The 25,686-nt window shown below is 65.4% G+C and carries 28 protein-coding genes and 1 pseudogene; 14 read left to right on the forward strand and 15 right to left on the reverse strand.

Annotated features, from left to right (window positions below):
* The first annotated feature begins 65 nt into the window (after positions 1-65).
* From AC1DXS_RS18145 to AC1DXS_RS18170, 6 genes are all read left to right on the forward strand, one after another.
* Positions 66-1,229, forward strand: coding sequence for a Gfo/Idh/MocA family protein (locus tag AC1DXS_RS18145; RefSeq protein WP_477738866.1), 1,164 nt, complete (start codon positions 66-68; stop codon positions 1,227-1,229).
* A 10-nt stretch (positions 1,230-1,239) separates the two neighbouring features.
* Positions 1,240-2,430 carry a dihydrodipicolinate synthase family protein gene (locus AC1DXS_RS18150; protein ID WP_477738867.1) on the forward strand — a complete coding sequence of 397 codons (1,191 nt, stop codon included), beginning with the start codon at positions 1,240-1,242 and terminating at the stop codon, positions 2,428-2,430.
* A gap of 62 nt (positions 2,431-2,492) precedes the next feature.
* Positions 2,493-3,458: a Bug family tripartite tricarboxylate transporter substrate binding protein gene (locus AC1DXS_RS18155; protein WP_477738868.1), complete on the forward strand. Its 966-nt coding sequence runs from the start codon at positions 2,493-2,495 to the stop codon at positions 3,456-3,458.
* Positions 3,459-3,469: 11 nt separating this feature from the next.
* A complete protein-coding gene (locus AC1DXS_RS18160; protein WP_477738869.1) occupies positions 3,470-4,171 on the forward strand; it encodes an SDR family NAD(P)-dependent oxidoreductase in 702 nt (233 codons plus the stop codon).
* A 4-nt stretch (positions 4,172-4,175) separates the two neighbouring features.
* A complete protein-coding gene (locus AC1DXS_RS18165; RefSeq protein ID WP_477738870.1) occupies positions 4,176-5,069 on the forward strand; it encodes an NAD(P)-dependent oxidoreductase in 894 nt (297 codons plus the stop codon).
* Between the two features lie 20 nt (positions 5,070-5,089).
* Positions 5,090-5,968, forward strand: a complete 879-nt coding sequence (locus AC1DXS_RS18170) for a sugar phosphate isomerase/epimerase family protein (RefSeq protein ID WP_477738871.1) — start codon at positions 5,090-5,092, stop codon at positions 5,966-5,968.
* A 7-nt stretch (positions 5,969-5,975) separates the two neighbouring features.
* Here AC1DXS_RS18170 and AC1DXS_RS18175 read toward each other — a convergent pair whose 3' ends face one another.
* Together AC1DXS_RS18175 and AC1DXS_RS18180 are read right to left on the reverse strand one after the other, a co-directional pair.
* Positions 5,976-6,752, reverse strand: a complete 777-nt coding sequence (locus AC1DXS_RS18175) for a MipA/OmpV family protein (RefSeq protein ID WP_477738872.1) — start codon at positions 6,750-6,752, stop codon at positions 5,976-5,978.
* Between the two features lie 115 nt (positions 6,753-6,867).
* A complete protein-coding gene (locus tag AC1DXS_RS18180; RefSeq protein WP_477738873.1) occupies positions 6,868-8,121 on the reverse strand; it encodes an MFS transporter in 1,254 nt (417 codons plus the stop codon).
* A 112-nt stretch (positions 8,122-8,233) separates the two neighbouring features.
* On the opposite strand from AC1DXS_RS18180, the gene AC1DXS_RS18185 reads away from it, so the two are divergent.
* The gene (locus tag AC1DXS_RS18185) at positions 8,234-9,061 is read left to right on the forward strand and encodes an AraC family transcriptional regulator (protein WP_477738874.1); all 828 of its coding nucleotides are present in this window, start codon (positions 8,234-8,236) and stop codon (positions 9,059-9,061) included.
* 10 nt (positions 9,062-9,071) lie between these two features.
* On the opposite strand, the gene AC1DXS_RS18190 is transcribed toward AC1DXS_RS18185, so the two are convergent.
* The 5 genes from AC1DXS_RS18190 to AC1DXS_RS18210 are packed head-to-tail and all read right to left on the reverse strand — an operon-like array spanning position 9,072 to position 11,635.
* Positions 9,072-9,650 carry a hypothetical protein gene (locus tag AC1DXS_RS18190; RefSeq protein ID WP_477738875.1) on the reverse strand — a complete coding sequence of 193 codons (579 nt, stop codon included), beginning with the start codon at positions 9,648-9,650 and terminating at the stop codon, positions 9,072-9,074.
* Positions 9,651-9,689: 39 nt separating this feature from the next.
* A complete protein-coding gene (locus AC1DXS_RS18195; RefSeq protein WP_477738876.1) occupies positions 9,690-10,436 on the reverse strand; it encodes a hypothetical protein in 747 nt (248 codons plus the stop codon).
* A gap of 43 nt (positions 10,437-10,479) precedes the next feature.
* Positions 10,480-10,869: a carboxymuconolactone decarboxylase family protein gene (locus AC1DXS_RS18200; RefSeq protein ID WP_477738877.1), complete on the reverse strand. Its 390-nt coding sequence runs from the start codon at positions 10,867-10,869 to the stop codon at positions 10,480-10,482.
* The gene (locus AC1DXS_RS18205) at positions 10,866-11,420 is read right to left on the reverse strand and encodes an RNA polymerase sigma factor (RefSeq protein WP_477738878.1); all 555 of its coding nucleotides are present in this window, start codon (positions 11,418-11,420) and stop codon (positions 10,866-10,868) included. The genes AC1DXS_RS18200 and AC1DXS_RS18205 overlap by 4 nt, the downstream gene beginning before the upstream one ends.
* Entirely contained in the window at positions 11,417-11,635 is a 219-nt protein-coding gene (locus tag AC1DXS_RS18210; protein ID WP_477738879.1) for a YgaP-like transmembrane domain, read from the reverse strand. The genes AC1DXS_RS18205 and AC1DXS_RS18210 overlap by 4 nt, the downstream gene beginning before the upstream one ends.
* A gap of 170 nt (positions 11,636-11,805) precedes the next feature.
* Here AC1DXS_RS18210 and AC1DXS_RS18215 point away from each other — a divergent pair, with 170 nt between their 5' ends.
* Positions 11,806-12,690, forward strand: a complete 885-nt coding sequence (locus AC1DXS_RS18215; protein WP_477738880.1) for a CAP domain-containing protein — start codon at positions 11,806-11,808, stop codon at positions 12,688-12,690.
* Positions 12,691-12,696: 6 nt separating this feature from the next.
* Here the strand turns inward: AC1DXS_RS18215 and AC1DXS_RS18220 are convergent, their stop codons facing one another.
* Complete coding sequence (locus AC1DXS_RS18220; protein WP_477738881.1) at positions 12,697-14,121, reverse strand: coniferyl aldehyde dehydrogenase; 1,425 nt, start codon at positions 14,119-14,121, stop codon at positions 12,697-12,699.
* Between the two features lie 176 nt (positions 14,122-14,297).
* Between AC1DXS_RS18220 and AC1DXS_RS18225 the strand changes: the two genes are divergently transcribed.
* The 4 genes from AC1DXS_RS18225 to AC1DXS_RS18240 all read left to right on the forward strand — a co-directional run bounded on the left by AC1DXS_RS18225 (position 14,298) and on the right by AC1DXS_RS18240 (position 17,374).
* Positions 14,298-15,290, forward strand: a complete 993-nt coding sequence (locus tag AC1DXS_RS18225; RefSeq protein ID WP_477738882.1) for a DnaJ C-terminal domain-containing protein — start codon at positions 14,298-14,300, stop codon at positions 15,288-15,290.
* The gene (locus tag AC1DXS_RS18230) at positions 15,287-15,601 is read left to right on the forward strand and encodes a chaperone modulator CbpM (RefSeq protein WP_477738883.1); all 315 of its coding nucleotides are present in this window, start codon (positions 15,287-15,289) and stop codon (positions 15,599-15,601) included. The genes AC1DXS_RS18225 and AC1DXS_RS18230 overlap by 4 nt, the downstream gene beginning before the upstream one ends.
* A 35-nt stretch (positions 15,602-15,636) precedes the next feature.
* Positions 15,637-16,737: a DNA alkylation repair protein gene (locus AC1DXS_RS18235; RefSeq protein ID WP_477738884.1), complete on the forward strand. Its 1,101-nt coding sequence runs from the start codon at positions 15,637-15,639 to the stop codon at positions 16,735-16,737.
* A 133-nt stretch (positions 16,738-16,870) separates the two neighbouring features.
* Positions 16,871-17,374 carry a CreA family protein gene (locus AC1DXS_RS18240; RefSeq protein ID WP_477738885.1) on the forward strand — a complete coding sequence of 168 codons (504 nt, stop codon included), beginning with the start codon at positions 16,871-16,873 and terminating at the stop codon, positions 17,372-17,374.
* A gap of 3 nt (positions 17,375-17,377) precedes the next feature.
* On the opposite strand, the gene AC1DXS_RS18245 is transcribed toward AC1DXS_RS18240, so the two are convergent.
* Positions 17,378-17,686 (reverse strand): plasmid stabilization protein, encoded by a 309-nt coding sequence (locus tag AC1DXS_RS18245; RefSeq protein ID WP_477738886.1) that lies wholly within the window; start codon positions 17,684-17,686, stop codon positions 17,378-17,380.
* Positions 17,687-17,895: 209 nt separating this feature from the next.
* Between AC1DXS_RS18245 and AC1DXS_RS18250 the strand changes: the two genes are divergently transcribed.
* Positions 17,896-18,609, forward strand: a complete 714-nt coding sequence (locus AC1DXS_RS18250) for a YebC/PmpR family DNA-binding transcriptional regulator (RefSeq protein WP_477738887.1) — start codon at positions 17,896-17,898, stop codon at positions 18,607-18,609.
* A gap of 13 nt (positions 18,610-18,622) precedes the next feature.
* On the opposite strand, the gene AC1DXS_RS18255 is transcribed toward AC1DXS_RS18250, so the two are convergent.
* The 5 genes and pseudogenes from AC1DXS_RS18255 to AC1DXS_RS18275 form a co-directional block, all read right to left on the reverse strand.
* Positions 18,623-18,958 carry a hypothetical protein gene (locus AC1DXS_RS18255; protein ID WP_477738888.1) on the reverse strand — a complete coding sequence of 112 codons (336 nt, stop codon included), beginning with the start codon at positions 18,956-18,958 and terminating at the stop codon, positions 18,623-18,625.
* Positions 18,958-19,800, reverse strand: a complete 843-nt coding sequence (locus tag AC1DXS_RS18260; protein ID WP_477738889.1) for a hypothetical protein — start codon at positions 19,798-19,800, stop codon at positions 18,958-18,960. The genes AC1DXS_RS18255 and AC1DXS_RS18260 overlap by 1 nt, the downstream gene beginning before the upstream one ends.
* 169 nt (positions 19,801-19,969) lie before the next feature.
* Entirely contained in the window at positions 19,970-22,570 is a 2,601-nt protein-coding gene (gene clpB, locus AC1DXS_RS18265) for an ATP-dependent chaperone ClpB (RefSeq protein ID WP_477738890.1), read from the reverse strand.
* A gap of 606 nt (positions 22,571-23,176) precedes the next feature.
* A pseudogene (locus tag AC1DXS_RS18270) lies at positions 23,177-23,329 on the reverse strand (molybdenum cofactor biosynthesis protein MoaE); the annotation flags it as partial.
* Positions 23,290-24,066: a TetR/AcrR family transcriptional regulator gene (locus AC1DXS_RS18275; RefSeq protein WP_477738891.1), complete on the reverse strand. Its 777-nt coding sequence runs from the start codon at positions 24,064-24,066 to the stop codon at positions 23,290-23,292. The gene AC1DXS_RS18275 and the pseudogene AC1DXS_RS18270, both read right to left, overlap by 40 nt.
* 129 nt (positions 24,067-24,195) lie before the next feature.
* Between AC1DXS_RS18275 and AC1DXS_RS18280 the strand changes: the two genes are divergently transcribed.
* Positions 24,196-25,101: an aminotransferase class IV gene (locus AC1DXS_RS18280; protein WP_477738892.1), complete on the forward strand. Its 906-nt coding sequence runs from the start codon at positions 24,196-24,198 to the stop codon at positions 25,099-25,101.
* Between the two features lie 3 nt (positions 25,102-25,104).
* On the opposite strand, the gene AC1DXS_RS18285 is transcribed toward AC1DXS_RS18280, so the two are convergent.
* Complete coding sequence (locus tag AC1DXS_RS18285) at positions 25,105-25,581, reverse strand: molybdenum cofactor biosynthesis protein MoaE (protein WP_477738893.1); 477 nt, start codon at positions 25,579-25,581, stop codon at positions 25,105-25,107.
* Positions 25,582-25,686 lie beyond the last annotated feature (105 nt).

The raw sequence follows: 25,686 nt of genomic DNA on the forward strand, positions 1-25,686 counted from the left end.
AGGGTGCGGCCGCCGCATTACCCCAAGCAACCCAGCCACCCCCAAGCCAAAGAGAGAAGGACCCCATGGCCACCCAACGACTAGGACTCATCATGCACGGCGTCACCGGACGCATGGGCATGAACCAGCATCTGATCCGCTCCATCGTCGCGATCCGCAAGCAAGGCGGCGTAACGCTTTCCAACGGCGACAAGGTCATGCCCGACCCCATCCTGATAGGCCGCAATGCCGAGAAGATTGAGGCCCTGGCCAAGGCTCACGGCCTCGCGCGCTGGGGCACCGACCTTGACGAGGCGCTGAAGAACAAGGACGACACCATCTTCTTTGATGCCGGCACCACGCAGATGCGCCCCACCCTGCTGGCCAAAGCCATCCGCGCCGGCAAGCACGTGTACTGCGAAAAGCCGATCGCCACCAATCTCAATGAGGCTGTCGAAATCGCCCGCCTGGCTGAAAAGTCCGGCCTGAAACACGGCGCCGTGCAGGACAAGCTCTTCCTGCCCGGCCTGCGCAAGCTCGACATGCTGCGCCGCGCCGGCTTCTTCGGCAAGATGCTGTCGGTGCGGCTCGAGTTTGGCTACTGGGTGTTCGAAGGCGACCTGCAGCCCATCCAGCGCCCCTCATGGAATTACCGCAGCGAAGACGGCGGCGGCATGATCCTGGACATGATGTGCCACTGGCGCTATGTGCTGGACAACCTGTTCGGCGAGGTCAAGTCCGTTTCCTGCATAGGCGCCACCCACATTCCCGAGCGCTGGGACGAAGCCGGCAAGCCTTACAAGGCCACCGCCGACGACGCCGCATACGCTACGGCGGAACTCACAGGCCACAACGGCGAGCCCGTCATTGCGCAGATGAACATGTCCTGGGCCACCCGCGTGCGCCGCGACGACCTGGTCACCTTCCATGTGGACGGCACGCACGGCTCGGCCGTGGCGGGCCTGTCGAGCTGCCGCGCCCAGTCGCGCGTGACCACGCCGCGCCCGGTGTGGAACCCCGACGAGAAGCAGACCATGAACTTCTTCGACCAGTGGCAGGAAGTGCCGGACTCGCAGACCTACGACAACGGCTTCAAGATCCAGTGGGAACACTTCATACGCCATGTGGTCGAAAACGAGCCCTACAAATGGACGCTGCCCGAAGGCGCCAAGGGCGTGCAGCTGGTCGAGGCGGCCCTGCAAAGCTGGAAAGAGCGGCGCTGGATCGACGTGCCGCCGCTGAAGGTTTGAGGAGCATCCCATGGCACTGACACTGACCTTGCCCAATGCCGGTGATAGCGGCGGCCTCAAGCCTTACACGCTGCGCGGCAGCACACCCGTCAAACCCGCTGCAGGACTGAAGTTCAACCGCATCGCCTATTCCGCCGCACACGTGGTGGCCGACCCGCTGGCGGCGGTGGACCCGTGGCTGGCCTGCGCCATCGACTGGGACACCACCATCGCCTACCGCCGCCACCTGTGGTCGCTGGGCCTGGGCGTGGCCGAAGCCATGGACACGGCGCAGCGCGGCATGGGCCTGGACTGGCCGACCTCGCTGGAGCTGATACGCCGCTCGCTGGATGCGGCCAAAGACATGCCGGGTGCGCTCGTCGCCTCCGGTTGCGGCACCGACCACCTGGTGCTGGAAAACGTCAAGACGGTCGACGAAGTCATTGCCGGCTATGAAGAGCAGATGGCGGCCATTGAAAAACTCGGCGGCAAGCTCATCGTGATGGCCTCGCGCGCACTGGCCCGCGTGGCCAAAAGCCCGGCCGACTACGAGCGCGTCTACGACCGCATCCTGAGCCAGGCCAGGCAGCCCGTGGTGCTGCACTGGCTGGGCGACATGTTCGACCCGGCGCTTGCGGGTTACTGGGGCAGCCCCGATGCCGACCGCGCCATGGATACGGCGCTGGGCATCATCAATGCCCATGCCGGCAAGGTTGACGGCATCAAGATCTCGCTGCTCGACAAGGACAAGGAAATTGCCATGCGCCGCAGGCTACCGGCCGGCGTGCGCATGTACACCGGCGACGATTTCAACTACGCCGAGCTGATTGCCGGCGACGGTTTCGGCAAGGAAATAACGCACGGCCAGAGCGATGCATTGCTGGGCATCTTCGACGCCATCGCACCGGCCGCCAGCGCCGCACTCGGCGAACTGGCGCAGGGCCACTTGGAAAAATTCCACGCCATCCTGGGCCCCACGGTGCCGCTGTCGCGCCACATCTTTGCCGCGCCCACGCGCTTTTACAAAACCGGCGTGGTCTTCATGGCCTGGCTCAACGGCCACCAGAAGCATTTCACGATGGTGGGAGGGCAGCAGAGCACGCGTTCGCTGCAGCATTTCGCGGAGCTGTTCCGCCTGGCCGATGCGGCCAACCTGCTGGAGCAGCCTGAGCTGGCAGTGCAACGCATGAAGACATTGCTCGCGCTGCACGGAGTGGAGTGACCGTCCACACCGTTGCCACATTCCTGCCGGATCACTCATCAATAAATCATCTGGAGACAAGCATGAAAACACGCACCTTCCTCAAAGCCAGCCTGGCAGCCTGCCTCACAGCCATGGCCTTTGGCGCCTTCGCACAGGCCTATCCAAACCGCCCGGTCAAGGTCATCATCCCCTTCCCGCCCGGCGGCACGCTGGACGCGGTGGGCCGGCAGCTCGCGCAAAAACTCAGCGAACAGCTGGGCCAGCCCTTTGTGGTGGAAAACCGTGCGGGCGGCAACGGCACCATAGGCGCCGGCGTCGTGGCACAGGCACCGGCGGACGGCTACACCCTGCTCTTCAACGCCTCCACCTTCACCACCGCACCCATGACCATGAAGTCCGTGCCCTATGGCGTGGTCAAGGACTTCACGCCCATCTCGCTGGTCGCCAAGGCGCCGTTGTCGGTGGCCATCAACAAGAACCTGCCCATCACCGACGTGAAATCGCTGCTGGCTTATGCCAAGGCCAATCCCGGAAAAATGACTTTCGCGGTCGGCTCCATAGGCTCGGCGGGACATCTTTCGACCGAGCTGCTCAAGCGTGCCGGCGGCATCGAATACACCGTGGTGCCTTACAAGGGCACGGCGCCCGCCTTCCAGGATTTGATAGGCGGCCAGATCGACGGCTTCATCGACCCCATCCTCGGCTCGCTGCAGTACCACAAGAGCGGCATGTTGCGCGTCGTCGCGGTCACCGGCGACAAGCGCGCGCCCAGCCTGCCCGATGTGCCGACGGTAGCCGAAACGATTCCGGGCTTTGAGTTCTACAGCTGGTACGGCCTGTGGGCGCCGGCCAAACTACCGGCCGAGATCGCGCACAAGCTCAATGCAGAGACGACCAAGGCGCTCGCGGGTGACATGCGCGACAAGCTGATCCAGCAAGGACTGGTGCTGACGCCCGGCACGCCGGAAGATTTCGCGAAATTCCAGGCCGCCGACATGGCGCGATCGCAGAAAATCATCACGGACGGGAATATCCGTGTCGAATAAGGCAAGCTGCCATGGCCAATGAAGACGTCAAACGCGCACTCGTGACGGGCAGCAGCTCGGGCATAGGGCTGGCCATCGCGCAGGCGCTGCTGGACCAGGGCTGGGACGTGATTGGCCTGGACGTCGCGCCCGCGCGCATCGTGCACCCGGCGTTTTCGTCCACCGAGGTCAACCTGTGCGAGGTTGAGGCCACGGAACGCGCCCTGCGCTCGGCAGGCCCCGTGCAGGCACTGGTCCACGCGGCCGGCGTGCTGCGCGTGGGCCGGCTGGGTGAACTGTCCAACGAAGATTCGCAGCTGATGTGGCAGCTGCATGTCGATGCCGTCACGCGCATCGCCAACATCGTGGTTCCCGTCATGGCGCAGGCAGGCGCAGGCCGCGTGGTGCTGGTCGGCAGCCGTGTGGCGCGCGGCATGGCCGGTCGCAGCCAGTATGCGGCCACCAAGGCGGCGCTGGTGGCCCTGGCGCGCAGTTGGGCCGCGGAAACCGCGGCTGCGGGCGTGACCGTCAATGTCGTGTCGCCGGCTGCCACCGAAACCGCCATGCTCACGGACCCGGCGCGCGCCACCACCCCGCCCAAGCTGCCGCCCCTGGGCCGGTTGATCCAGCCCGGAGAGATCGCCGCGCTGGTCGCGTTTTTGCTCTCATCCGATGCCGCTGCCATCACCGGCCAGGACATCCAGATTTGCGGAGGCGCGTCGCTCGCGGCGTGAATCCATGGCAAAGGAAAACTCCATAGGCGTTGTCGGCCTGGGCCTGGTCGGTTCGGCACTGGCGCGGCGCCTGGCCGCCGCCGGCTTTGAGGTCACGGGCTTTGACCTGCGTGAAGAGGCGCGTGCCGCGCTGGCGGGCCAGGGAGGACGCCCCGCCGCATCTCTGGCCGAAGTCGCCGGCGCGGCCTCCTGCGTGGTGCTGGCCGTGTTCGATACCGCCGATGTGCTCAGCGTGGTCGAAGGACCTGGCGGATTGCTGTCCGTCCCCGGCGTTCGCTGCATCATCGATTGCTCCACCGGCACACCGCATGAACTCCAGGCGCTGGCCGCTCGCCTGGCAGCGCGCGGCATTGCTTTCATCGAGGCGCCGCTGTCGGGCTCCAGCCAGCAGATCGCCGCGGGCGAAGCCACCCTGCTGCTGGGCGGCGACGCCCACGCTCTGCAGCAGTATGAAGCCGTGCTGGCCGCCATGGCCGGCCAGCGCATGCACGTGGGCGGTGCCGGCATGGGGGCCAGGGCCAAGCTGGCCACCAACCTGGTGCTGGGCCTGAACCGCGCGGCGCTGGCCGAAGGGATGGTCTTTGCCGAAAGCCTGGGTATCGCGCCCGAACAATTCCTGGCGCTGGTGCTGGCCAGCCCGGCGACGTCCGGCGCGGCCCAGGCCAAGGGCCGGATGATGGTGGATGGCGACTTCGCGCCGCAGTCGCGCATACGCCAGCACTTGAAAGACCTCACGCTGATGATAGAAAGCGCCGCAGCCGCCGGGCAAGAACTGCCGCTGTCCGAAGCCCATGCGGCGCTGCTGCGCGCGGCCGTCGCCGCCGGTGACGGCGAGCTCGACAACGCGGCGATCATCCGCGAACTGCGCCGGCGCAACACCGCGCCGCCTTCCCACTGACCCGATTGAAACTGCCACCCATGAGAGATTTTTCCCAAGACCACCGCTGGCTCTCCATCAACACCGCGACCGTGCGCAGGAGCCGCGGCGTCGAGCAGCCGCTGACCGACATCCTCGACGCCTGCGCGGCGCGCGGCATACGCGCTATCTCGCCCTGGCGCGACCAGGTGGCCGCCGCCGGCCTGCCGGCCATCTCAAAGCGGGTCAAAGCGCACGGGCTGCAGCTCTCCGGCTACTGCCGCGGCGGTATGTTTCCCGCGGCCGACGCAGCGGGACTCAAAGCCGCGCATGACGACAACCGCCGCGCCGTTGACGAGGCCTGTGAATTGAACGCCGCCTGCCTGGTGCTGGTGGTGGGCGGCCTGCCGGGCGCGCTGGCCGGCAAAGCGGCACACAAAGACATCGCGCTGTCGCGTAACCAGGTGCATGACGGCATCGCCGCCCTGCTCGACTACGCGCGCACCGCAGGCATGCCTCTGGCCATCGAGCCGCTGCACCCCATGTATGCCGCCGACCGTGCCTGCATCAACACCATGGAACATGCGCTCGATATATGCGATGCGCTGGACCCTGCCAAATCAGGCGCGCTCGGCGTGGCGGTGGATGTCTACCACGTGTGGTGGGACCCAAAGCTTGAGGCGCAGATCCAGCGCGCCGGCAAGCAGCGCTTGCTGGCTTTCCACGTCTGCGACTGGCTGACGCCGACCACCGATTTGCTCAACGACCGAGGCATGATGGGCGACGGCGTGATCGACATCCCGAAGATTCGCGGATGGGTGGAAGCCCAGGGCTTCGCGGGCTATAGCGAGGTGGAGATTTTTTCGACCGGCAACTGGTGGCAACGAGAAAGCGGCGAGGTGCTGGACACTTGTATCGCGCGGCACAAATCCGCGGTCTGAAGCCCGCCTATCTAAAGCGATAAGACACGGCGATAAAGCCAGTGTCCTGCGTGCGGCGGCTGATCAGCGGGCTGTTGCGCACCGAGGAATCCAGCCATTTGCGGCGCACCTGCATGGTCAGCGTCCAGGGATCGCCCAACGGCACGTCAACGCCCAGGCCCAGCACGGGAGCCGTGGAAGCACCGGCGTTGTAGACGGCAAACCCGCTGGCGGCGGACTCCGCCGCGCTGACGCCATAAAGGTAGTTGTTGTATTTGGCGTTGCTGTATTCCAGCCCCACCTGCGGGTAGAAAGACCAGCCTCCCACCTTGAACTCGGCCGCATAAGTGGCTTCCAGCAGGCTGCCGTGCGACTTGTTGGCATCGACAAAGGCATTCAGGAACAAGGCGCCGTAAGGCGTTTCCTGGAAAGTGCCTATGCCCAGCGGGATCGGTGTCTTGCGGTCTTTGAGGCCCGACAGCGCGGCGGTGTCGGCGCGCCAGCCGTCCTGGCTGACACGGCCGGCAAGCTCCAGGTAGCCGTAGCCGAACTGCACGGTTTTAAGGCTCAGGGTGTCCACGCGCACGGCCAGGCGCCCGTAGTCAAAAAAGCCATAAGGCAGCAAACGGGTCTCATTGCCCTTGCTGCGGATCACGCTCTGGGTGCCGTAGACGGCGCCGCCCAGGTCACCGGTCAATTCGTACTTCAGCGGCGCGACCTGCGCGGCGGCCAGCACGGGCAGCAACACGCCCGCGGCGAGCAAGACGCGGGTCTGAAACTTGGTCACACGCCTGTAGAGGGTCATGCAAATCAGTATAGGACGGGCCTTGCCAAATTGCACTCACAGCCCATGGGCGCGCGCCAGTCCAGCAAAAAACCGTTGCTGTTGCGCACACGGGCCCCTTGCCAGGGCCCGGGATTCAGGCCGGTACCTGCCCCGCCGCCGGCAGCGCCGTGCGGCGCACACGCCGCACATTGAAGGCGCTGGCAATCAGCACGGCCTGCATCAGTGCCAGGCCCAGCAGCACGCCGCGGTACTGGCCGTGGTCCATCATCGCGCCGAAGATCAGGGGCGAAACCGCCTGGCCTATGTCCAGGCCCGCGTAGACCACGCCGTAAACCCGGCCCGAGGCATTTTCGGGCGTCGAGCGCTTGACCAGCAGGTCGCGCGACGGCCCGGCAATACCCGAGGCAAAACCCATGATGCCGAACAGCACAGGCACCACCCAGGCCGGGTAGCTGCCCAGGGCCAGCAGCAGCGCGAACACGGCCGCCACGCCAAAGCCCACGCCCACGATGCGCTCGCAGCGCGCTGGGTCCGACGCGAGGAAACCGCCGAACACCATGCCGCCGGCGCTGCAGACCATGTAGATTGTCAGGCACATCGCGACCAGCGGCAGCGGCACCTCGTGCAGGTGGCGCGCGGCTTCGGGCGCGAAGGCCTGCACCACGCTGAGCACAATCGCGTACCAGAAGAAAAAGGCAAAACACATCCACACCGCGGGTATCTTCAAAAAGCCCAGCGAACCGTCGGCTGCGGGCGCACCCTTGGCCGGCGCCGTCTCGGTCAGTGTGAGCTTGTCGCGGTTGGCGACCAAGACCGCCAGCACCACGAAAGCCAGCACGCCCGCGCAGGCCAGCGCGGCGCGCCAGGAAAACGCGAAGGTCAGCGGCACCAGCATGGCCGGCGCCAGCGCCCAGCCCAGGCTGCCGGTGATGCCGTGCACGCTGTAGGCATGGCCCAGGCGCGGCGCGCTGACCTTGCGGTTGAGCAGCGTGTAGTCGACCGGGTGGAACACGCCGTTGCCAATGCCGGCGATGACGGCAAAGCCGGCCATCATCCAGTAGCTGGTGCTGATGGAGTACCCAAAAGCCGCCAGGCCTAGCAGCGTCAGGCCGCCGAACAGGATGGGTCGCGGGCCGAAGCGGTCGACCACAAAACCCGACAAGGCCTGCACCGCGCAGGACACGACGAAGAAGATGGTCATCAGGAAGCCGAGCTCGGCGTAACTGACGTTGAAGGCTTCCTTGAGCCAGGGAAAGAGCGGCGCCAGCAGCAGCTGGCTGAAGTGGCTGATCAGGTGGGCGGTGCCGACCAGGCCGATCACGCTGGCGTCCTGTTTGAGTGACGTCGCGTTGCCGGCGGGCGTGGCCGCTGTGCTTGAAGTATTCATGGCGCTATCGTAGTATTGGCCTTGCCTGCTGAAATGCGACAAATAGCCATGATTCATCGAATTTCAGACAAAACCTTCCAAGCCATCCTAGTCTCCCGGATCGTGATTCGCCATGCCGCGTAACACCGCTCTTCGCCTGATGCCGGTGGGCGACACCGACAGCTTCACACCCAGCCCGAAGCGGCCGGTGCGCGTACGCGCCCGCTCCATGCCGGCCGACACCCACTTCGAGCCGCATTCCCATGCCTGGGCGCAACTGGCCTACTGCGCCACCGGCGTGGTGCAGGTCACGGCCGAAAGCGACGGCGCGGGCGGCGAAATCACCTACATCGTGCCGCCCTCGCGCGCGGTCTGGATCGCGCCCGGCGCGCTGCACCACATCACCGTGCTGGAAGCCGCCGAATTCCGCACGCTGTATATCGACGCCAGCGCCACGCCCAAGGGCTGGAGCGGCTGCCGCGTGCTGGTGGTGTCGCCGCTGCTGCGCGAGTCGATCAGCGCGCTGGACGCGGCCTCGCCAGGGAACCCACTGGCCCCCTCCCGCGAGCAGCTCCTCAGCGGCCTGGTGCTGGACGAACTCACGCATGCCGACATCCAGGCGCTGGGCGTGCCCATGCCGCATCCGCAAACGGGCGACAAGCGGCTGCGCGCCCTGTGCGAAGCCGTGCTGCGCGCGCCCTCAGAGCGGGCCACGCTGGCCGAATGGGCGGCAGACACCGGCGCCAGCGAGCGCACGGTGGCCAGGCTGTTTCGCGACGAGCTGGGCCTGAGCTACCAGCAGTGGCGCCAGCAGGCCATCCTCGCCCATGCCCTGCCCCTGCTTACGCGCGGGCTGTCGGTCAGCACGGTGGCGGCGGCCAGCGGCTATGCGAGCGACAGCGCGTTCACCGCGATGTTCAAGGCGGCGATGGGGCAGCCGCCCAGCCATTTCCAGAAGTAGCCATCAGGGCTTAAAGGTCCCGGGCCGCTTGCCAAAGCCCTTGCTTTCCAACGGCGGCATACCAGGCCCGAAAGCGCCGGCGCTGGCTCTCAAAGGGTTCAGTCAGCGGCTCGCGAGGGTCCTGGCTGAGCGCATAAGCCATGCCTTCCACAAACCACTGCGGCTTGAACAGCAGGCGCAAGGTGCCCAGGCGCTCGGCCTGCGCGTAATGGATCAGCTCATGGCGCACAAAAAAAGACGCCCAGGCGCGCGGGCCTATCACCGTGCCCATCGTGCCCACAGTGACCGCCGCGCGCGCATCAAGGCCGAACGCATCGGCGCAGGCTTGCGTCGCGCAAAAGATCACGCGTGGCCTGCCTTTGAACGAGCCCAGCAGATCTGGCACGAATGCCATGGCTTCAGCGTACAGGCCTGCGGCCTCTTCCACCCGCGCGAGGTCGTCAATGCAGACCGTCGCGCTCACGCAGTGCACACCCGCCAGCCGGGGCTCAACCACCCGCACCGGCTTGACCGCGAACCAGGTGATGAGCGGAACAACCGCCAGCATCACCAGCAGTCGGACTTTGAATGAGGGGCGGCCCAGGCGCATGCGATGGAGGCTGGCAATAGCCGGGGCGGAGGCGCCCTGTCAGCGCCTCTCAAATGCCGCATTCAGGCGGCGCAGCAAGGGCTTGTTGAGTTCGCGGGTATGCCTGTTCCAGCGGTCCATGGAGCGCTGCAGTTCCACCTGCAGGCGCCCGCTGGTAGCGGTGTCACCGGTGCTCGCGGCCCAGATGGCGTATTCGGCGCGGCTTTCAAAGCTGCCGAAACGCTCTACCGCCGATTCGAATTCCGCCCTTGCCTCGGCGCTCCTGCCCGCGCCTGCGAGAGCCTGGGCCAGCATCAAGGCTACCTGTTCGGCCCGGAAGCCGGCATCGGTTTGACGGATGAACTCCAGGTGGGTGACGGCCTCGGCGTAGCGCTCGCAGGCGAAATAGGCACGCGACGCACCCAGCCTGATTTCAAGGTCGGACGCGAACGGGCCCTTGAGGCAGGCGTCGTAACTTTGAGCGGCTTCCAGCGCCTGGCCGGCCTCCAGCAGCGCGGCGGCCAGCCGCATCTGGTTTTGCGCGGTCGGGGTGTAGTCGAAGGCGGCATACGCTTCTTTGAGTTCCCGTGTGGGATTGAGCGTCTTCGCGGCGGCGGCCACCACCTGGCGCGCGCCGCGTTCCAGCCGCGAGTCCGGCAGGTAGATCGCCAGGAAGTAGACGATGCTGCCCAGCAGCGGGAAGGAGAACAGGATGATCAGCCAGTAAAGCTGCTGGCCGCTGCGCAGGGCGTGGACGGCGAAAAACACCGCCACAAAGAAATGCAATCCCAATCCGACAAAAGGCATGGCTCACCCCTCCAGTTATTTTGGGGGCCATTCTAAGGGTGGACTAAGGCGCTTGCCCATCCCTTCCATCGCCGCCGGACGGTACCTTCTGCCCCTGGTTCTCCCCTTCATCAAACAGGCGCAGGGCCAGCAGGCCGTGGCCCACGCTGGCGCCCGCGCGCACGGCCGCGGCGACGAACACCACCTCGGCCAGTTCCTCGCGCGTCACGCCCAGCCGCTTCGCCGCCCGCGTATGCACGTCGAGGCAATAGCCGCACTGCGTGGTGAGCGCCACCGCCAGCGAGACCAATTCGCGCACACGGGGCTCCAGGTAGCCGCCCTCGCGCTTGGCCGCATGGTCGTAAGCCAGGAAAGCCTGGGCTTCGGTGGGCGCCAGCCGTACCAGGGCGGGTGCCAGTTGCAGATCCCGGGGAGACTGGTAACCCGCGCTCATGACAGGCCCTCCGTTGCACCGTCCTTGCTCCAGTAGCCGCTGGCCATGAGGCGCTCGCGCACCATGGCGCGCGCCCGATGCAACCGGCTTTTCACTGCGTCCACGCTCAGGCCCAGCTGCCGGGCCACCTCGGGGGCAGTGAGCTCATCCACGTCGCGCAAAAGCAGCACCTCACGGTAGGCTTCGGGCAAGGCTGCGATGGCCCGGCTCAAATCCAGCCGCAGGTCCAGCGGCAGCGACGGCGCGGCGACAGCCTGGACATCGGCGCCATCGTCGACCTGCGCGCCTTTGCGGCCGCGAAACAGGCGAAAGCATTCGCGCTCGACAATGCGAAACAGCCAGACAGCGAAAGTCGCCGCCGTGCGCAACGCACCTATCTTGCGGTATAGCTGCCACAGCGCGGCCTGCACCGCATCTTCCGCATCCTCGGCCGTGGAACAGGTGCGGCGGGCGAACCGTTTCAGGTCGGGCTGGCATTGCGTGAGCAGCTGGGCGATGGCTTGCGTATCGCCGCCCCGTGCGGCATCGACCAGTTGGGCGCTTGCTTTCATGGCTTGCCTTTGGCCACGGGCCTGCGGCCCACGAGGGCGCAGGCGGGGCAAAAACCGATGATGCCCGTCAGGCCCATCATCAGCGCACCGCCAAGCGCAAGCGCCACGGGCCAGCCGGCCGGCAGCCACAGCAGGCCGGCGCAAGCCAACAGCAGCGCTCCGCCCAGGCGCAGGGCCCGCTCCCAGGCGGGAAGGTTTCGTTGCAGGAAAAACATCGGGAACTCCTTGGCTGTTGTGATGCTGACAAAGAGGCCTGCTTTTGCCAAAAGGGTTCGGGGTTTAAAAAAATATCTTATCGGCTTTGGCTGCGCGAACATCAACCTGGCACTATGGCCAGGCCCAGAAACAGTCGCAGCATCCACGGTACGGCTGGCTATCATGGGCCATGCATTTCTTCAGCAAGCGGGCAAGAGCACAAGGCGGATGGCCGCATATAACGCGCTGGGCGGCGCTGGCCGCACTCCTGGGCGCCACCGGCTTGGCGCAAGCGCAGGACCATCCACCGCTGCTGCGCGCGCTGAACTCAGTGCGCCAGCAGGGTTGCGGCAAAGGCAGCCGGCCAGCCGCCCCGCTGCGCGAAGACGCCGCACTGTCGCGCGCCGCGGCGCTGGTCGCCGGCGGCCGCAAGCTCGAAGCCGCACTCCACGCTGCGGACTACCGCGCACTGCGCACCGTGGTGATCACCGTGCGGGGTTCCACAGGAACGGCGGCACTGACACGGAAAGCATTGGGAAGCACCTGCGGCGCGGCCCTGCAAGCGGAACTGCAGGAAGCGGGCTTCCACCAGCGCGGCACGCAAACCTGGGTGGTGCTGGCCGAACCCTTTGCGCCGCCCGCCGCAGCAGAAGCTGACGAGGTGCAGGCCCGGGTGCTGGCGCTCGTCAATGAGGCGCGCTCAAGGCCGCAGCACTGCGGCGACAAGGCCTTCGCACCGGCGCCGCCGCTGCGGCTCAACGCCACGCTGTACGAAATCGCCAACATGCATGCCGCCGACATGGCACGCAACAACTACTTCAGCCACACCGGCCGCGACGGCAGCACGGTGGATGGCCGCGCCACGCGTGCCGGCTACCCCTGGCACGCCATCGGCGAAAACATCGCCGCCGGCCAACTCAGCGCCGATGCGGCGGTACGCGGCTGGATCAACAGCCCCGGCCATTGCGCCAACATCATGTCGCCGGCTTTCAGCGAGATGGGCTCCGCCTTTGTGGTGAACAAGCAGAGCAGCCAGGGAATTTACTGGGTTCAGGTGTTTGGGGCCACGCGTTAGCCAAACTCAAATCAATCGCTTGAGCAATCCCATGACCTGCTCAAAGCGCTTGCCATACGGCGGGTAAAACAAATCCCCCCGCGCCCATTTGGACTGCACCATCACCGGCTTTTGCTGCGAGAGGCGCAGAAACCCCGCTTCGCCGTGATAAGAGCCCCAGCCGCTTTCACCCACGCCGCCAAAGGGCAGGTTTTCATGGGCGATGTGCATCAGCGTGTCGTTCACCGTCACGCCGCCGCTCACCGTGTTGGCCAGCACATGGTCGCGCGAGCCGGTGTCGGTGCCGAACCAGTACAGCGCCAGCGGCCGCGGCCTGGCGTTGATGTAGCGGATCGCTTCATCGATGGCCGTGTAGGGAATCACCGGCAGTATGGGGCCGAAGATTTCCTCGCTGAGCAATTTCGAGCCGGCGGGGGCATCGAACACCAGCACCGGTGCCATCTGGCGTGATGCCGCCCCCACGCCGGCGGCACCTGGGGCTATGGTCTGCAGCCGCGCGCCCTCGCCTTCGGCCTGCGCCAGCAGCGCCTGCAGCCGCTCCAGGTGGCGCGGGCTGATGATGGCCGCGTAGTCGGGGTTGCCGGTGATGGTCGGAAACAGGGTTGCCACGGCGCGGGCAAAAGCCTCGCCGAACGCCGTTTCGCTGCCCCGGGGCAGCAGCACATAGTCGGGCGCGATGCAGGTCTGGCCGGCGTTGAGCAGCTTGCCGTGCGCGATCTTGATGGCGGCCTTGTCGATGTCGCAGGAGGCATCGATGATGCAGGGGGACTTGCCGCCCAGCTCCAGCGTGGTCGGCGTCAGATTGGCGGCGGCGGCTTCGGCCACCTTGCGGCCCACGGCGGTGGAGCCGGTGAAAAACAGGTGATCAAACGGCAGGCCGGCGAATTCGGCGGCCAGTTGGCCATCGCCCTGCACCACACAGAGCTCGTCGGGCGCAAAGGATTGCCCCAGCAGCATAGCCAGCAGCTCCGAGGTGCGCGGCGTCAGTTCGCTGGGCTTGAGCATCACGCGGTTGCCCGCGGCCAGCGCCGTGATGACCGGGCCCAGCGAAAGCTGCACCGGATAGTTCCACGGCGAGATCACGCCCACCACGCCCAGCGGCTGGCGCTGCAGGTAGGCGCGCGCGGGCTGCAGGTACAGCGGCGTGCGCACCTTGACGGGCTTCATCCAGCGGGACAGCTGCCTGAGCGTGCTGGACAGCAGCGAGCGCAGCACAAAAATGTCGGCGATTTCGGTGAGCTGCGGCGAGCGCACGCCGAAGTCGGCATTGACGGCCTGCGCCAGCTCGGCGCCGTGCTGGTCCAGCAAGGCGCGTATGCGCAGCAGGCGCTCCCGGCGCAGTGCCAGCGGCACTTCGGCCTGGGCGCGGCTGGCCTGGTGCTGGGCGTCAAACAGGGTGCGAAGTGCTGTCCGGGGGGTGCTGGAAATCATCCGGCCATGATAGGGAGCGCCGGGGCCGCACAGTAGGGGCGCAACTCCAGCGCTACCCCGGGTTGACCCTGAGGCCGCCGCCCCTATATAAAACCTGACGTATTTGGCTGACAGCCAGGCCGGCGTTTATGCGCCAAGATGGCTGGCACCTAACCCATCCCTGATGAAAGTGTTTCATGGAATTCAAGGATTACTACAAGGTCATGGGCGTGGAGCGCAGCGCCACGCCCGACGAGATCAAAAAAGCCCATCGCAAGCTGGCGCGCAAATACCACCCGGACGTCAGCAAGGAAAAAAACGCCGAGGCGCGCTTCAAGGAAATCGCCGAAGCCTACGAGGTGCTGCGCGACCCTGAAAAGCGCGCCGCCTACGACCAGTTGGGTGCCGACTACCAGGCCGGGCAGGACTTCCGTCCGCCGCCGGGCTGGAACCCGGGGCGGGCTTCGGGCGGCGCCACCGGCGGCCACTTTGGCGGTGCCGAAGGTTTCGACCACAGCGACTTTTTCGACGCCATCTTCCGCGGCATGGGCGGCGAGCCGCAAGGCCGGGGCGGCTTTGGCGGCATGCGCGGCGGCCACGGCTTTGACATGCACGGCCAGGACCAGCACGCCAAAATCCAGATCGACATCGGCGACTCCTACAGCGGCGCGACACGCAAGCTGCAGCTGCGCATGCCGGTGGAGGACGAAACCGGCGTGACGATGCAGGACCGGACCATCGAATTCGTGATTCCCAAGGGCATACGCGCCGGCCAGCACATCCGCCTGGCGGGCCAGGGTGCGCCCGGCATCGGCAAAGGCAGCGCCGGCGACCTCTACCTGGACGTGGAATTCCTGCCACATGCCCTGTACCGCGCCGAGGGCCATGACGTGTACATGACCCTACCCGTCGCGCCTTGGGAAACCGCGCTGGGCGCCGAGGTGGAAGCGCCCACGCCCACAGGCGAGGTGGAGCTGAAAATCCCGCCGGGCTCGGCCAGCGGGCGCAAGCTCAGACTCAAGGGGCGCGGGCTGCCGGGCAAAACGCCCGGGGACTTTTACTTTGTGCTGCAGGTCGTCCTGCCGGCCGCCGACACGGATGCGGCAAAAAAAGCGTATGAAAACATGGCGGCGACGTTCAAGGCCTTCAGGCCGCGCGCCGGCCTGCAAAACCCCGGAGGCAAGGCATGAACACCCCTACCCGCTACCTCGCCGGCTTCATCCTGGAAGAGCAGGAGGAACTCACGCTCGACGACCTCTGCCGGGCATGCGCCGCGCAATCGGACCTCATCGTGGACCTGGTGCACGAAGGCGTACTCGCGCCCCTGGGAGCGGCGCCTGAGGTCTGGCGCTTCACCGGCGTGCACCTGCACCGCGCCACGGTGGCCGTGCGGCTGCAGCGCGACCTGGGGGTGAACCCGGCCGGCGCGGCCTTGGCATTGGAGCTGATGGATGAACTGGACAGTCTGCGCGCGCAGCTAAGCCGACTGGAAAACCTTTAAGCCCGGAAAAGCGCGCGGTGGCAGAATCGGTCGCCATGCCCGACACCGCCGCGCCCGCTCTCAAAAACATCTTCGATCCCGCGCGCTATCGCCACATCGCTGTGGAGACTGCGGCGGTCTACCCGCGTTTTGACAGCAAGCAATTTCTGGCGCTGGCGTTGCCCGGGCTGGATGAGCTCTCGCTGATGCAGCGCCTGCGGCGCACCAGCGAATGCCTGCACGCCATGCTGCCCGCCGACTACCGCAAGAGCATCGCCATCCTGCGCAAGCTCGCGCCGCGCATCAACAGCGGCTTTGTGACCCTGGTATTGCCGGACTATGTGGGCCTGTATGGTCGCGAGGACTTTGACACCTCCATGGAGGCGCTCAAATTTTTCACCGCCTTCGGCAGCTCGGAGTTCGCCATCCGCGAGTTCATCCGCCAGGACCCGGCGCGCACGCTGGCGGTGATGAAGACCTGGGCCAAGGACGAGAGCGAGCATGTGCGCCGCCTGGCCAGCGAAGGCAGCCGCCCTCGCCTGCCCTGGTCTTTCAGGCTGGATGCCTTGATGGCCGATCCGGAGCTGGCCGCGCCCATCCTGGATACGCTCAAGGCCGATAACAGCCTTTACGTGCGCAAGTCGGTGGCCAACCACCTCAACGACATCACCAAGCTGCACCCGGCGTGGGTGCTCAAACGCCTGAAAAGCTGGCCACTGGAGAACCCGCATACCGCGTGGATCGCACGGCATGCGCTGCGCACGCTGATCAAGCAGGGCGACAAACAGGCGCTGGGCGTGATTGGCGCGGGCAAAAAAGCGGCCGTCAGCATCAGCGGCTTTTCCGTCAGCCCGAAAAAACTCACGCTGGGCGAGCGGCTGGAACTCTCGTTCACGCTGCAGTCCACCTCTCGCCAAAGCCAGCGCCTGGTGGTGGACTACACCATCCACTACGTCAAAAAATCCGGCGGTAGTTCGGCCAAGGTCTTCAAGCTCAAGGAGCTGGACCTCGCGCCGGGTCAAAGCCTGCAGCTTTCGCGCAGCCAGGTGGTGCGCGACTTCACGACGCGCGTGCACCATGCCGGCCGCCACGAGGTGGACATCATGGTCAATGGCGAGCGCCTGGCCAGCGGCTTTTTTGAGCTTTTAAAGCCTTGAATTGACATTTGCTTGCCCTTCTTGCACAAGGGCGGCTTCAAGGACGGCTTGTGCGACGCACGGGTTTTGTACATTAGAAACCCGGGCCGCGTGAGAGCCCACGGCATCCAACACATATCAGGAGGGATATCCAATGACCCGTCAATACATCCGGGGCCTGCGCCCTGCCTTCAGCACACTGAGCCTGCTACTGCTCCTGTCCGCCTGCGGCGGCGCGGGCGGCGAGGAAATCGGCGCGGTGGACACCGTGTTCAAGTTCATAGGCCCTGACCACAAGATCGTGGTCGATGCCTATGACGACCCCAAGGTCGCCGGCGTCACCTGCTATGTGTCGCGCGCCAAGACCGGCGGGCTCAAGGGCGCTTTCGGCCTGGCCGAGGACAAGGCCGAGGCCTCCATCGCCTGCCGGCAGACCGGCGTCATCAGCTTTGGCGACAAGCCGCTGGACAAGCAGGAAGAGATGTTCAGCGAGCGCATCTCGCTGGTTTTCAAGAAGTTGCGCGTGGTGCGCATGATAGACACCAAGCGCAACACGCTGGTCTACCTGACCTATTCGGACCGCGTCATTGAAGGCTCGCCGCAAAACAGCGTGACGGCCGTTCCGGTGCCGGCCGGCACCGTGATCCCGGTCAAGTAAACCTTACTTCGAAGCAGCGTTGCGCTTGCGGGTCGCCGCGGCCTTTTTGGCCGAGGCGGAGCGCTCGGCCGCGCTGCGTGAAGCCGCTGCCGCGCCACCCAGCCGCCCGCCCTTGCGCGAGGCTGCGTGGTTTTCCGCCTTGCCGCGGCCCGAGCCGGATTTTTTGCCGCCGCCGGATTCCTTGTTCACCGTGGCCCAGGCGCGTCGCTCAGCCTCTTCCTTGCCGACGCCGCGTTTTTCATAGCCTTCCTCGATGTGCTCCGCCTTGCGTTTTTGCTTGCCGGTATAGACTGATTTATCACCTTGTGGCATGTCGCATCCTTTCGTGTTGCCAAGGCCCAAGATAGCGCGCTGTCATGGCGGGCCCGGCGGATGGACGCTGAAATTCGCGTCGGTGCCGTCCTACCGTTACGGCCGCGCCTTCTGGGTGTATAACCGGAGACCCCCCCGGCCCGCGGCGCGTATTTCACGCCATGCCGCAGGGCCCACCCCGGACACGACAACAGCAAGGAAGAACAGACATGGGCGCGCAATGGAAAGCAAAAGGCAAGGAACTGGCCGCGAACGCCAGAGGCCGGCTATTCGGCAAACTGGCCAAGGAAATCATGGTGGCGGCGCGCAACGGCCCGGACCCGGCCTCGAACGCGCGACTGCGACTGGTGGTGGAGCAGGCCCGCAAGGTTTCCATGCCCAAGGACACGCTGGAGCGGGCCATCAAGAAAGGCGCCGGGCTGACCGGCGACACCGTGCATTTCGAGCACGTCATTTATGAAGGCTTTGCGCCGCACCGCGTGCCGCTCATGGTCGAATGCCTGACCGACAACCTCAACCGCACGGCCTCGGAAATTCGCGTGCTGTTCCGCAAGGGGCATCTGGGCACCTCGGGCTCGGTCTCCTGGGACTTCGACCACGTGGGCATGATTGAAGCCGAGCCGCAAGTTGCCGGCGCGGACCCGGAACTCGCCGCGATTGAAGCAGGCGCCCAGGACTTTGAGCCGGGCCATGAAGAGGGCACGACGACCTTCCTGACCGACCACGCCGACCTGGACATCGTGAGCCGCGCCCTGCCCGCGCAAGGCTTTACCGTGCTGTCGGCCAAGCTGGGCTACAAGGCCAAAAACCCCATCAGCCCGGCCAGCCTGAGCGCCGCCGAACTCGAAGAAGTCGAAGCCTTCCTGGCCGCCGTCGATGCGAATGACGACGTGCAGAATATCTTCGTGGGCCTGGGCGACTGAACCGGCTACTTGGCTACTTCGCGGGCACCTCGTAGCGCGGACGTATCCGGGTTTTCTGCACGATGCCTGAGGGTGTGAACAGGATCACAAACTCGGCGCCCGGTATTTCGCTTTTGGGGGGCTTTTCGCGGTAAGCCCAGACTTCGTAGCCGCTGTCAAAGCGGACCACGGTGGCGGGGCCCAGCGCGGCGGTGACGTCGGCCTTGGTGCTGGTCCCGGGGAGCACCATGGCTTGCGCGCCTTGCATGGACAGTTGGCTGTCGCGAAAAGGCGGCCGCGTTTCATCCGGAGGCGTCGCGCAACCCACCAGCACAAGGCTGACGCACACAAAGAGCTTGCCGGGCGCCATCACCCACCCTCCATATAGTCAAACTCAACCAGCGTGTCATCAGGCCAGCTGCGGTCGCCCAGCGGCAGGAAGTAGGTGCGGTCCACCAGCACCTCGCAGTCGCAGTCGGGCAGGTCCTTGTCCAGCTTGGGGTCGTCGCTCGCGGCGGCATACAGCATGGCCAGGGGCAGGACTTCCCGGCGCTCGCCCGCCGTGAGCGTCACGCTGAAAAGCGGGCGCTCCGAAAAAAACAGGTAGAGCGGCACCTTCTTGTCGCAATAAGCCGGGGTGTCAAACACGGCACCGGCGATCCGGTCCACCACACCACCGCCGCGCGAGACCAGGCCGGCCTCCATGCCCACCCTGCACTCCAGCCGCAAATCGCCCAGGCGCCGTGCACCCGGCGGCAGGCCCGGCGTGCGAATCTCGGTGCGCCACGTCATGCTCTGCGCTTTCCGGTTCGGAATGACCTGCGCATCTTCGGCGAAAGCCTTGGGGTCGCGTGGCAGGCTGAAAGTCCGGTCGGGTGCGATGGCCACGGGAAAGTCCATGGTCGTGCCAATCACTTCGATGGAAATCGCGTTCATATTGGTCTCGCGCCGGCGCGGCAGCAGCTTGAAGCGCAGCGAGGCATTGGGCGCCAGGCTTTTTTCGCGCTCGAAAAGGTCCATGCCGCGAATCATTTTCCGGTAAGACTTCTCGACCGGATCGCTGTTGGCCTTGGCGCTGACCGTCACCGGCTTGAGGGTCCGTACCTCCTGGTCCTTGGCATCCGGGGCCTGCGCGCCGGCTTGTGCGCCCGCAGCCAGCCCAGCCGCCAGGCAGGCGGTGCGCAGCGCGGCGCGGGCAAGGCGGTTAGGCATGGCGTATCCGGTGGGTAGACGCCCATGGTAGGCCGCGCACGGCGGTGGAGTTGTAGGACGATTCCAGCACTTCCCATAGCCTCTTGGCACGGCCATAAAAAAACCCGCCCCGGCGAGAGCCGGAGCGGGTTGTGAGGTTCACCATGAAATCGTCGCAGGTGAACCTTGGTTAGTGAACCGTCGATTCGAACCTGAACACGCCCGGGTCGCGGATCGGGTCCACGTCCACCGGTATCGTGCTCTTGGGCGGGAAGCGCCCTTCGAGCAGCAACTTGCTGAGCGGGTTCTCGATGCGCTGCTGGATGGCGCGCTTGAGCGGCCTGGCACCGAAGACCGGGTCGAAGCCGACCTTGGCCAGCTCGGCGATTGCCGCTTCCGACACGTCCAGCGCGAGGTCCATCTTGCGCAGGCGGGCGACCAGCACCTTGAGCTGTATGCGGGCGATGGACTCGATGTTCTTCGCATCCAGGGCGTGGAACACCACGGTCTCGTCAATCCGGTTCAGGAATTCGGGGCGGAAGTAATTCTTGAGCTCCTCCGTCACCGCGTCCTTGATCTCTTCCGTGGGCTTGCCGACCATGGACTGGATGATGGGCGAGCCGATGTTGCTGGTCATGACGATCACCGTGTTCTTGAAGTCCACCGTGCGGCCCTGGCCGTCCGTCAGGCGGCCGTCGTCCAGCACCTGCAACAGCACATTGAACACGTCGGGGTGGGCTTTTTCGACTTCGTCGAGCAGCAGCACGCTGTAGGGTTTGCGGCGCACGGCCTCGGTCAGGTAGCCGCCCTCCTCATAGCCCACATAGCCCGGGGGTGCGCCTATCAGGCGGGCCACCGAATGCTTTTCCATGAATTCGCTCATGTCGACGCGTATCAGGTGGTCCTCGCTGTCGAACAAAAAGCCGGCCAGCGCCTTGCACAGCTCTGTCTTGCCCACGCCCGTGGGGCCCAGGAACAGGAAGGAGCCGGTCGGGCGGTTCGGGTCTGAAAGGCCCGAGCGGGACCGGCGTATGGCGTTGGCCACCGCGCTGATGGCCTCGTCCTGGCCGACCACACGCTCATGCAGCTTGCCTTCCATTTGCAGCAGCTTGTCGCGCTCGCCCTGCATCAGCTTGCTGACGGGAATGCCGGTGGCGCGCGCCACGACCTCGGCGATCTCTTCGGCGCCGACCTGGGTGCGCAGCAGCGTGGGCGCGTTGGACTTGCCCTTGCTGGCTTCGCTGTCCTGTGCTTCCTTTAAGCGCTTTTCGAGCTCAGGCAGCTTGCCGTATTGCAGCTCGGCGACCTTGTTGAAGTCGCCCTTGCGGGTGAACTCCTCGATCTGGAAGCGGATGCGGTCGATCTCTTCCATGACGTCCTTGGAGCCAAGCGCCTGGGCTTTTTCGGCCTGCCAGATTTCGTCGAGGTCGGAGATCTCTTTTTGCAGTTTGGTGATTTCCTCTTCGATGAGGTCAAAGCGTTTTTGCGAAGCTTCGTCTTTTTCGCGGCGCACGGCTTCGCGCTCGATCTGCAACTGGATCAGGCGGCGGTCGAGCTTGTCCATGACCTCGGGCTTGGAGTCCATTTCGATCTTGATCTTGGCGGCGGCCTCGTCAATCAGGTCGATGGCCTTGTCGGGCAGGAAGCGGTCGGTGATGTAGCGGTGGCTCAGTTCGGCCGCGGCCACGATGGCTGGGTCGGTGATCTGCACGCCGTGGTGCACTTCGTATTTCTCTTGCAGGCCGCGCAGGATGGCGATGGTGGCCTCCACCGTGGGCTCGCCCACCAGGATTTTCTGGAAGCGGCGCTCCAGCGCGGCGTCTTTTTCAATGTACTTGCGGTATTCGTCAAGTGTGGTGGCGCCCACGCAGTGCAGCTCGCCGCGCGCCAGCGCCGGCTTGAGCATATTGCCGGCGTCCATCGCGCCCTCGGCCTTGCCGGCGCCCACCATGGTGTGCAGCTCGTCGATAAAGACGATGGTCTGGCCTTCGTCCTTGGCCAGTTCGTTGAGCACGGTTTTCAGGCGCTCTTCAAACTCGCCGCGGAACTTGGCGCCGGCCAGCAGCGCGGCCATGTCGAGCGAAAGCACGCGCTTGCCCTTGAGGGAGTCGGGCACTTCGCCGGCCACGATGCGCTGGGCCAGACCTTCGACAATCGCGGTCTTGCCGACGCCGGGCTCGCCGATCAGCACGGGGTTGTTCTTGGTGCGGCGTTGCAGCACCTGGATGGCGCGGCGGATTTCATCGTCGCGGCCTATGACCGGGTCCAGCTTGCCCAGGCGGGCGCGCTCGGTCAGGTCCATGCAGTATTTTTTGAGGGCTTCGCGCTGGCCTTCGGCGTCGGCGCTGTTCACGCCCTGGCCGCCGCGCACGGCGTCTATCGCCGCTTCGAGCGCCTTGCGGGTCAGGCCGTTCTCTTTGGCCAGGCGGCCCACGTCGCTCTTGCTGTCGGCCACGGCCAGCAGAAAGAGTTCACCGGCGATGAACTGGTCGTTGCGTTTGATGGCTTCTTTTTCGGTGGCCTGCAGCAGCTTGGCAAGCTCGGGGCCGACCTGGATCTGGTCCTGGCCCTGCACCTGGGGCAGCTTTTTGACGGCGGCGTCGGCGGCCTGCGTGAGGCCGCCCACGTTGACGCCGGCCTTTTCCAGCAGCGCGCGCGGGCCGTCCTCCTGGCGCAGCATGGCAGCCAGCAGGTGAACCGGCTCGATGTAACCGTTGTCATTGCCCAGCGCGAGAGATTGCGCGTCGCTCAGGGCTTCCTGAAACTTGGTCGTGAGTTTGTCTTGTCGCATGAATAGGGCTCCGTGGATTCCTGCAGGCCTGGCTCCAAGCCCATCAGGATGGGTGTTGCACAGTATCTGGGGAGCCGGGGCTGGTTTTCAAGCATTCTTCCGGCGACCCATAAAATCACCCCATGAACATCCACCAGGTCTCGGTGACCTACCACCAGGAGCAGGACAGGCTGCTGGTGCGCATCAGCAGCCATGACAGCGAGGAGTTGCGCCTGTGGCTGACCCGCCGCATGACACTCTCCCTGATGCCGGTCCTGACTCAAACCGCCGCCGACCAGTTGGCCCAGCAGGCTGAAAACATCGATCTGGCGACGCCGCAGGACGTCCAGCGCCGGCGCATGCTGGAAAACTTCAAAAAAGAAGCTTTGACTTACGCCGGCGATTTCAAGACACCCTACCAGGCCAAGGAGGCCGCGCTGCCGCAGGGAAAGGAGCCGCTGCTGGTGACGGAAGTCAAATTGGCCTTGTTGAAGTCCGGCAAGCTGCAGCTGGACTTCAACGAAAAACTGCCGGAGCCGGGGCGCCATGTGCGGATCGCCATCACCACCCAGCTTGCGCAAGGTTTGTTGCAGCTCCTGAACAAGTGCCTCAAAAAATCCCAGTGGCTCAAATCACCATCGCTCGCCGGTATCCAGGAAAGCCCGGACAAGCCCGAGACGCCCGACCCCACCGAAAGGCCCCGGTACCTGAACTAGGAGCCTGGGTCTTGAGATAGTCCATCAGGAGCTCGCAGGCCCTGAAGCTTTCGCCGCGGTGCGCAAGGCCCTGGCCCGCGACTCCACGCCGCGCACGATCACGTCGACCCAGGCCTCGAAACCGCTATCCAGCGGCTGGCCGTCTCCGCTGGACCAGCGCAGCACAAAGGCCCGGTTCTGCATCGCGCCCAGGTGCCGCGCAAGCGCGGGCTGGCGAACGGCATCGACGCGCGCGATCTGGGCGCGGCAGGCACTTTCCCAGGCCTGGGCGTCTTCGGCCGGCGCGGTGGACAGCTCCATGGTCGCGAAGCCGCACATCGCGGCAAACACCACGTTGTAGGCATCGACCAGATCGGCGCCCGCAAAACCGGCGTCTTCGAGCAATTGCACCAGATGGTCCAGCATGGTGGCGTCGAAGGTCGCGTTGTAGATCAGTTCGCTGGCCACCAGCGGGGCCAGTCTGGGGTGGCGCCTGAGCACCTCGCGGTAGCGCCGCAGCAAGGCGGCCAGGCGGTCCTGCCAGCGGCCCGGGACCAGGTCGTCGGCCACGCCATTCATGGCCAGCGCCACCGCCCCGGAAATCAGTTCATTGCGGCTGGGCACATGCCAGTAGATCGCCGACGGAAACACCCTGAGCGCCTGGGCCAGCTCCCGGATGTTGAAGGCATGCGGACCCTGGCGGTCTATCAGGGCCAGCGCGGCCTTCAGGATGGACTCGCGGCTTAGCGCCGCGCCGCCTGCCGCGTCCCCGGTTTTGCGCGGACGCCCGGCGCGGCGGGGTGGAGGCGGTTTGGTGGGCAAGGCGGTCTCCAGAAGCAGAAATAATGCGCCATTTTATGGTTTATTGAAAAGCGTTCAATTAATATTGAACTTCGTACAATTAATTCGCAACCTCCCATCCCATCCCAAATTAACTCAAGGAAAACCGCCATGCGTAAGGTCAATACCGGTGAATTCGAGGGCGGCTGCGCCTTTGTCGAAGGCGAATTCGTTCCCCTGTCGGAAGCCAAGATATCCCTGTTCGACTGGGGTTTCACCCGCTCGGACGTGACCTACGACGTGGCCAGCACCTGGCAAGGCGCTTTTTTCCGGCTCGGCGACCATATCGAGCGTTTTTTCAGCAGCATGGAAAAAATGCACCTGGCCATTCCCTATAGCCGCGGCGAGCTGCGGGACATCCTGCACGCCTGCGTGCGCGCCGGCGGGCTGCAGGACGCCTACGTCGCCATGGTCTGCACCCGCGGCGTGCCGCCGCGCGGCGCGCGCGACCCGCGCCTGGCGCAGAACCGGTTTTACGCCTATGCCCTGCCCTATGTATGGATCGCCTCGCGCGAAAAGCAGCTGGCCGGACTGGACCTGCACATCAGCGACCGCCAACGCATTCCGGCGGCCTCGGTGGACCCGACGGTCAAGAACTACCACTGGATGGACATGGTGCAGTCCATGTTCGACGCCTACGACCGTGGGCGCGACACCAGTTGCGTGGTGGACGCTGCCGGCAACATCACCGAAGGCCCGGGCTTCAACGTGTTCATGGCCAAGGATGGCATCGTGTACACGGCCGACCAGGGCGTGCTTGAAGGGATTTCGCGGCGCACCGCGATGGAGCTGTGCGGGCGCCTGGACATCCCGCTGAGGGCAGCGCCGGTACCCACCGTGCTGCTGCGCAGTGCCGACGAAGTGTTTTTAACTTCGACCGGCGGCGGCATTTTGCCGATTGCCAAGCTTGATGGCGTGCCGCTGCCGCAGTTCCCCGGCCCCATCACGACGCGGCTGTATGAGGCCTACTGGGCGATTCACGACGAAGCCGCGTACCGGGACCCGGTCAGCTACTGAGCATCAGGCATTGGGCGCCGTGATGCCCCATTTGGCCAGCGCCGCGTCGTCGGCAACACGCGCATCGACCCAGCGCGCGCCCTCGGGCGTTTGTTCTTTTTTCCAGAACGGCGCCTGGGTCTTGAGGTAGTCCATCAGGAACTCGCAGGCCTTGAAGCTTTCGCCGCGGTGCGCAGAGGTCACGGCCACCATCACCACCTGGTCCAGCGGCTGCAGCAGGCCGACGCGGTGAATCACACGCGCGCCGAAGATGTCAAAACGCGCCAAGGCCTCATCGATCATGGCGTCTATGGCTTTTTCGGTCATGCCGGGGTAGTGCTCCAGCTCCATGCTGCTGACGCTCAGGCCGTCATTGCGGTCTCTCACCGTGCCCGTGAAGGTACAGACGGCACCCACCCGCTTGTCGCCGGCGCGCAGTGCGGCCACCTCGTCGGCAAGGTTGAAGTCATCGGTGGTGATCAGGACGCGCGGTGGAGCCATAGTGGCAATTTTGCCACTCGCCCACCCTCAAAGCAGCCGCCTACGGTAAGATTTGCCGCATGACTGGTCACACCCACTCCTTCGCCACTCGGACGCACGACAGCG

It is taken from the genome of Polaromonas sp. P3_B1, assembly GCF_056402935.1.

Coding starts and splice junctions, on each gene's coding strand:
- AC1DXS_RS18145 (WP_477738866.1), top strand. CDS start 66: ATGGCCACCCAACGACTAGGACTCATCATGCACGGCGTCACCGGACGC.
- AC1DXS_RS18150 (WP_477738867.1), top strand. CDS start 1,240: ATGGCACTGACACTGACCTTGCCCAATGCCGGTGATAGCGGCGGCCTC.
- AC1DXS_RS18155 (WP_477738868.1), top strand. CDS start 2,493: ATGAAAACACGCACCTTCCTCAAAGCCAGCCTGGCAGCCTGCCTCACA.
- AC1DXS_RS18160 (WP_477738869.1), top strand. CDS start 3,470: ATGGCCAATGAAGACGTCAAACGCGCACTCGTGACGGGCAGCAGCTCG.
- AC1DXS_RS18165 (WP_477738870.1), top strand. CDS start 4,176: ATGGCAAAGGAAAACTCCATAGGCGTTGTCGGCCTGGGCCTGGTCGGT.
- AC1DXS_RS18170 (WP_477738871.1), top strand. CDS start 5,090: ATGAGAGATTTTTCCCAAGACCACCGCTGGCTCTCCATCAACACCGCG.
- AC1DXS_RS18175 (WP_477738872.1), bottom strand. CDS start 6,752: ATGACCCTCTACAGGCGTGTGACCAAGTTTCAGACCCGCGTCTTGCTC.
- AC1DXS_RS18180 (WP_477738873.1), bottom strand. CDS start 8,121: ATGAATACTTCAAGCACAGCGGCCACGCCCGCCGGCAACGCGACGTCA.
- AC1DXS_RS18185 (WP_477738874.1), top strand. CDS start 8,234: ATGCCGCGTAACACCGCTCTTCGCCTGATGCCGGTGGGCGACACCGAC.
- AC1DXS_RS18190 (WP_477738875.1), bottom strand. CDS start 9,650: ATGCGCCTGGGCCGCCCCTCATTCAAAGTCCGACTGCTGGTGATGCTG.
- AC1DXS_RS18195 (WP_477738876.1), bottom strand. CDS start 10,436: ATGCCTTTTGTCGGATTGGGATTGCATTTCTTTGTGGCGGTGTTTTTC.
- AC1DXS_RS18200 (WP_477738877.1), bottom strand. CDS start 10,869: ATGAGCGCGGGTTACCAGTCTCCCCGGGATCTGCAACTGGCACCCGCC.
- AC1DXS_RS18205 (WP_477738878.1), bottom strand. CDS start 11,420: ATGAAAGCAAGCGCCCAACTGGTCGATGCCGCACGGGGCGGCGATACG.
- AC1DXS_RS18210 (WP_477738879.1), bottom strand. CDS start 11,635: ATGTTTTTCCTGCAACGAAACCTTCCCGCCTGGGAGCGGGCCCTGCGC.
- AC1DXS_RS18215 (WP_477738880.1), top strand. CDS start 11,806: ATGCATTTCTTCAGCAAGCGGGCAAGAGCACAAGGCGGATGGCCGCAT.
- AC1DXS_RS18220 (WP_477738881.1), bottom strand. CDS start 14,121: ATGATTTCCAGCACCCCCCGGACAGCACTTCGCACCCTGTTTGACGCC.
- AC1DXS_RS18225 (WP_477738882.1), top strand. CDS start 14,298: ATGGAATTCAAGGATTACTACAAGGTCATGGGCGTGGAGCGCAGCGCC.
- AC1DXS_RS18230 (WP_477738883.1), top strand. CDS start 15,287: ATGAACACCCCTACCCGCTACCTCGCCGGCTTCATCCTGGAAGAGCAG.
- AC1DXS_RS18235 (WP_477738884.1), top strand. CDS start 15,637: ATGCCCGACACCGCCGCGCCCGCTCTCAAAAACATCTTCGATCCCGCG.
- AC1DXS_RS18240 (WP_477738885.1), top strand. CDS start 16,871: ATGACCCGTCAATACATCCGGGGCCTGCGCCCTGCCTTCAGCACACTG.
- AC1DXS_RS18245 (WP_477738886.1), bottom strand. CDS start 17,686: ATGCCACAAGGTGATAAATCAGTCTATACCGGCAAGCAAAAACGCAAG.
- AC1DXS_RS18250 (WP_477738887.1), top strand. CDS start 17,896: ATGGGCGCGCAATGGAAAGCAAAAGGCAAGGAACTGGCCGCGAACGCC.
- AC1DXS_RS18255 (WP_477738888.1), bottom strand. CDS start 18,958: ATGGCGCCCGGCAAGCTCTTTGTGTGCGTCAGCCTTGTGCTGGTGGGT.
- AC1DXS_RS18260 (WP_477738889.1), bottom strand. CDS start 19,800: ATGCCTAACCGCCTTGCCCGCGCCGCGCTGCGCACCGCCTGCCTGGCG.
- clpB (WP_477738890.1), bottom strand. CDS start 22,570: ATGCGACAAGACAAACTCACGACCAAGTTTCAGGAAGCCCTGAGCGAC.
- AC1DXS_RS18280 (WP_477738892.1), top strand. CDS start 24,196: ATGCGTAAGGTCAATACCGGTGAATTCGAGGGCGGCTGCGCCTTTGTC.
- AC1DXS_RS18285 (WP_477738893.1), bottom strand. CDS start 25,581: ATGGCTCCACCGCGCGTCCTGATCACCACCGATGACTTCAACCTTGCC.